The organism is Geobacillus sp., assembly GCF_017515625.1.
Classification (GTDB): Bacteria; Bacillota; Bacilli; order Bacillales; family Anoxybacillaceae; genus Geobacillus; species Geobacillus stearothermophilus.
Genome location: NZ_JAFWFM010000206.1, coordinates 1 through 3502, shown reverse-complemented (window position 1 = coordinate 3502; position 3502 = coordinate 1). Strand labels below are relative to the sequence as shown.

Annotated in this window: 4 protein-coding genes and 1 pseudogene; 3 read left to right on the top strand and 2 right to left on the bottom strand. The window is 53.2% G+C overall.

The features are described from left to right. Positions 1-104 precede the first annotated feature (104 nt). Positions 105-239 carry a YqzM family protein gene (locus IKE44_RS11950; protein WP_011231993.1) on the bottom strand — a complete coding sequence of 45 codons (135 nt, stop codon included), beginning with the start codon at positions 237-239 and terminating at the stop codon, positions 105-107. Between the two features lie 284 nt (positions 240-523). Between IKE44_RS11950 and holA the strand changes: the two genes are divergently transcribed. Beyond that, the gene (holA, locus tag IKE44_RS11945; RefSeq protein ID WP_049626360.1) at positions 524-1561 is read left to right on the top strand and encodes a DNA polymerase III subunit delta; all 1038 of its coding nucleotides are present in this window, start codon (positions 524-526) and stop codon (positions 1559-1561) included. A gap of 105 nt (positions 1562-1666) precedes the next feature. Here the strand turns inward: holA and rpsT are convergent, their stop codons facing one another. Further along, positions 1667-1936: a 30S ribosomal protein S20 gene (rpsT, locus tag IKE44_RS11940; RefSeq protein ID WP_033014711.1), complete on the bottom strand. Its 270-nt coding sequence runs from the start codon at positions 1934-1936 to the stop codon at positions 1667-1669. 172 nt (positions 1937-2108) lie between these two features. On the opposite strand from rpsT, the gene gpr reads away from it, so the two are divergent. Both gpr and IKE44_RS11930 read left to right on the top strand, forming a co-directional pair. Beyond that, positions 2109-3230 carry a GPR endopeptidase gene (gene gpr, locus IKE44_RS11935; protein WP_287466019.1) on the top strand — a complete coding sequence of 374 codons (1122 nt, stop codon included), beginning with the start codon at positions 2109-2111 and terminating at the stop codon, positions 3228-3230. 74 nt (positions 3231-3304) lie between these two features. Then, a pseudogene (locus IKE44_RS11930) lies at positions 3305-3502 on the top strand (stage II sporulation protein P); the annotation flags it as partial.

Below are 3502 nucleotides of genomic sequence, written 5' to 3'. Positions count from 1 at the left end.
GTTTTGGTGACTCTATTCTACCAGAAAAAAGGGCGATTCTTCTATATTTGAGGCAAAAAAGTGGGGGCTGATCCCAAAACGCATTCGCGTTTTGGGTCAGCCCCTTATCGACCGAAAAATTCGATCAACGTTGCGATGATGAACATGGTAGCGAAAAAGCCGAACGACACGATGAATCCGACGGCGGAATCGACGGCGTCATTTCGTTGGCTTTGCACTTCTTTTTCAAATACGTTCATCGTTTTCCCCCTCCTCGTTCAATCATTTTTAGTATAGACGAAAACGTGTGAAAAATCTACCGCCGCTCGCTTCTTTTCCTTCCTTGACAACAGTTGACACAAATACTTTCAAACAGCCGGGAAAACATAAAAATAACCCGCTGGCCAATAAGGTCCTAGGACTTATAGGCTGGCGTTTATATAAAGGGGAACCGGTTTTTTCGGAAGCCGGTTCCCTTGTAAAATGACGAAAAACGGTGTATCTTTTCTAGCAGAGACGTTTGCTGGGGAATGGAGACGGGAACATGCTGGAACGCGTATGGGGAAACATGGAAAAACGGCGTTTTTCTCTTCTTTATTTATTATACGGCAATGAGCCGTTTTTATTAACGGAAACGTATGAGCGATTGGTGAACGCAGCGCTTGGCCCCGAGGAGCGCGAGTGGAACTTGGCTGTGTACGACTGCGAGGAAACGCCGGTCGAGGCGGCGCTTGAGGAGGCCGAGACGGTGCCGTTTTTCGGCGAGCGGCGCGTCATTTTGGTGAAGAATCCATATTTTTTTACGGCGGAAAAGGACAAAGAGATCGAGCACGATTTGGCTAAGCTGGAGAACTATTTCAGGGCGCCGGCGCCGTTCTCGATCGTCGTCTTTTTGGCGCCGTATGACAAGCTCGATGAGCGGAAAAGAATTACCAAGCTCGCCAAGGAGCAGTGCGAAGTTGTGGCCGCCGCCCCGCTTCAGGAAGCGGAGCTGCGCGCTTGGGTGCGCCGCCGGTTGGAAAGCCAAGGAGCATCGGTGGCCGAGGAAGCCATTGAGCTGCTTTTGCAGCGGGCCGGAACGCGGTTGTCCGCGCTGGCGAACGAAATCGACAAGCTCGCTTTGTTTGCCGGACCGGGCGGAGTAGTGGATGAGGCGGCCGTCGAGCAGCTTGTCGCTCGCACGCCGGAAGAAAACGTCTTTGCGCTTGTCGAACAAGTGGCGAGGCGCGATATCCCGGGAGCATTGCAGACGTTTTACGATTTGCTTGAACATAATGAGGAGCCGATCAAAATTTTGGCGTTGCTTGCAAGCCATTTCCGCCTGTTGGCGCAAGTGAAATGGCTCGCCCAAACAGGTTATGGGCAGACGCAAATTGCTTCGGCCCTCAACGTGCATCCGTTCCGCGTCAAGCTCGCCCTTGCCCAAGCCGCCCGCTTTTCCGATGCGGAGCTGACGGAAGCGATCACCGAGCTGGCCGCCGCTGATTATGACGTAAAAAGCGGAGCCATGGACCGCCGGTTGGCCGTTGAGCTGTTGTTGATGCGTTGGGGCGCTCGCCCGGGGCGGAAAAGCCAGCGATAAAAAGCATGCGCCGTTGGCTTTTTTGCCGTCTGCTTCGCCTGCATGGCGGCGTCACAAAGAAAAAAGAGGGGACAAAAAAACGACCTGGCGCCAGGTCGTTTTTCATTAGGAAGCTTGAATGCTGTTCAATTTTTTCGCTAAGCGCGATTTTTGCCGGCTGGCGGCATTTTTATGGATAAGGCCTTTGCTCGCGGCTTTGTCTAATTTTTTCGACGCGACAATGAACGCTTCTTTCGCTTTTTCCACGTCTTTCAATTCAACGAGCGCTTCAAATTTTTTGATAGCCGTGCGCATGGCCGATTTCATCGAGGCGTTGTGGGCCCGACGTTTTTCGCTCGTTTTCGCGCGTTTGATCGCCGATCTAATGTTCGCCACGTCCGTTCACCTCCGTTATCGTTCCGATTTTTGCTCTGAACAAGAACAAGTGTTATTCTATCAAACGTGTTTTGATTATGCAAGAGTGTTCAAGCAAAAATCCTTTACGAAATATGAATGACGGCGTTTCATTGCGGCGACAATAAAAGAAAACGGCACAAGGAGGAACGACATGAAACAGCAGCCGCTCGATTTGCGCATGTATTCGGTGCGCACCGACTTGGCGATCGAGGCGCATGAAATTGCGGTCGAGGAGCGTTTGCAACAAAAAAAGGAAGGCGCCTCCCCGATTGAGGGGGTCATCATCCGCGACCAAGAGATCGATGGCGTCAAGCTGTCGCACGCACACGTCACAGAACAAGGAGCGGCATCGATCGGCAAAAAGCCGGGCCATTATGTGACGATTGAGGCGCAAGGCATCCGTGAACAAAATACGGAATTGCAGCAAAAAGTGCAGCGTATTTTTTCGGAACAACTGAGCGCCTTTTTACAACGGCTCCGCATTCCCGAGCAAGCGAGCTGCCTAATTGTCGGGCTTGGCAACCAAAACGTCACGCCGGATGCGCTTGGGCCGCTGACGGTGGAAAACGTGCTTGTCACCCGTCATCTGTTTCAATTGCAGCCGGAAAGTGTTGAGGAAGGATTTCGCCCGGTGAGCGCCCTCGCTCCAGGGGTGATGGGAACGACCGGCATTGAGACGAGCGATATTATTGATGGCGTCGTCCGGAAAACGAAGCCGGATTTTGTCATCGTCATCGATGCGCTGGCCGCCCGTTCAATCGAACGGGTCAACGCGACGATCCAAATTTCCGACACCGGCATCCACCCCGGCTCGGGCGTTGGCAATAAGCGGAAAGAACTGAGTTACGAGACGCTCGGCATCCCGGTCATCTCGATCGGCGTCCCGACGGTCGTCGATGCCGTTTCGATCACAAGCGATACGATCGATTTCATTTTAAAGCATTTCGGCCGCGAAATGCGCGAAAGCCAGCGGCCGTCAAGCGTGCTGGCTCCGGCCGGCTGGGCGTTCGGGCGCAAAAAGAAGCTGACGGAGCAAGATATGCCGTCGCCAACCGAACGGTCGACGTTTCTCGGCATGATCGGCACGCTTGGTGATGAAGAAAAGCGGCGTCTGATTTACGAAGTGCTCGCCCCGCTCGGTCATAACTTAATGGTGACGCCAAAAGAGGTCGATTCGTTCATCGGCGATATGGCGAACTTACTGGCCGGCGGCTTGAACGCGGCGCTGCACCGGCAGGTTGACCAAGGCAACGTCGGCTCTTACACCCACTAGACAAAAAATGGTTCTATCTTTCCCGGCTTGGCCATACGTTAAAGTGAGGAGACAAGCCGGGAAAGGGTGGGAATATGAAACGATGGCGCTCCCCCAACGTCGTGATCGCCGTTCCAGGAGCCAGCTTAAAAAAACTGTTTATGCTCATCATCCTTGGATGCATGATGATGTTTATGCTCGTCGGAGCGCTTACGTCGCTGCGGCCCGAATACCGTCCGTCGTCATCATCGCTGAACGATATGGCCGCCCATTTTCCGGAGGAGATGTTCATT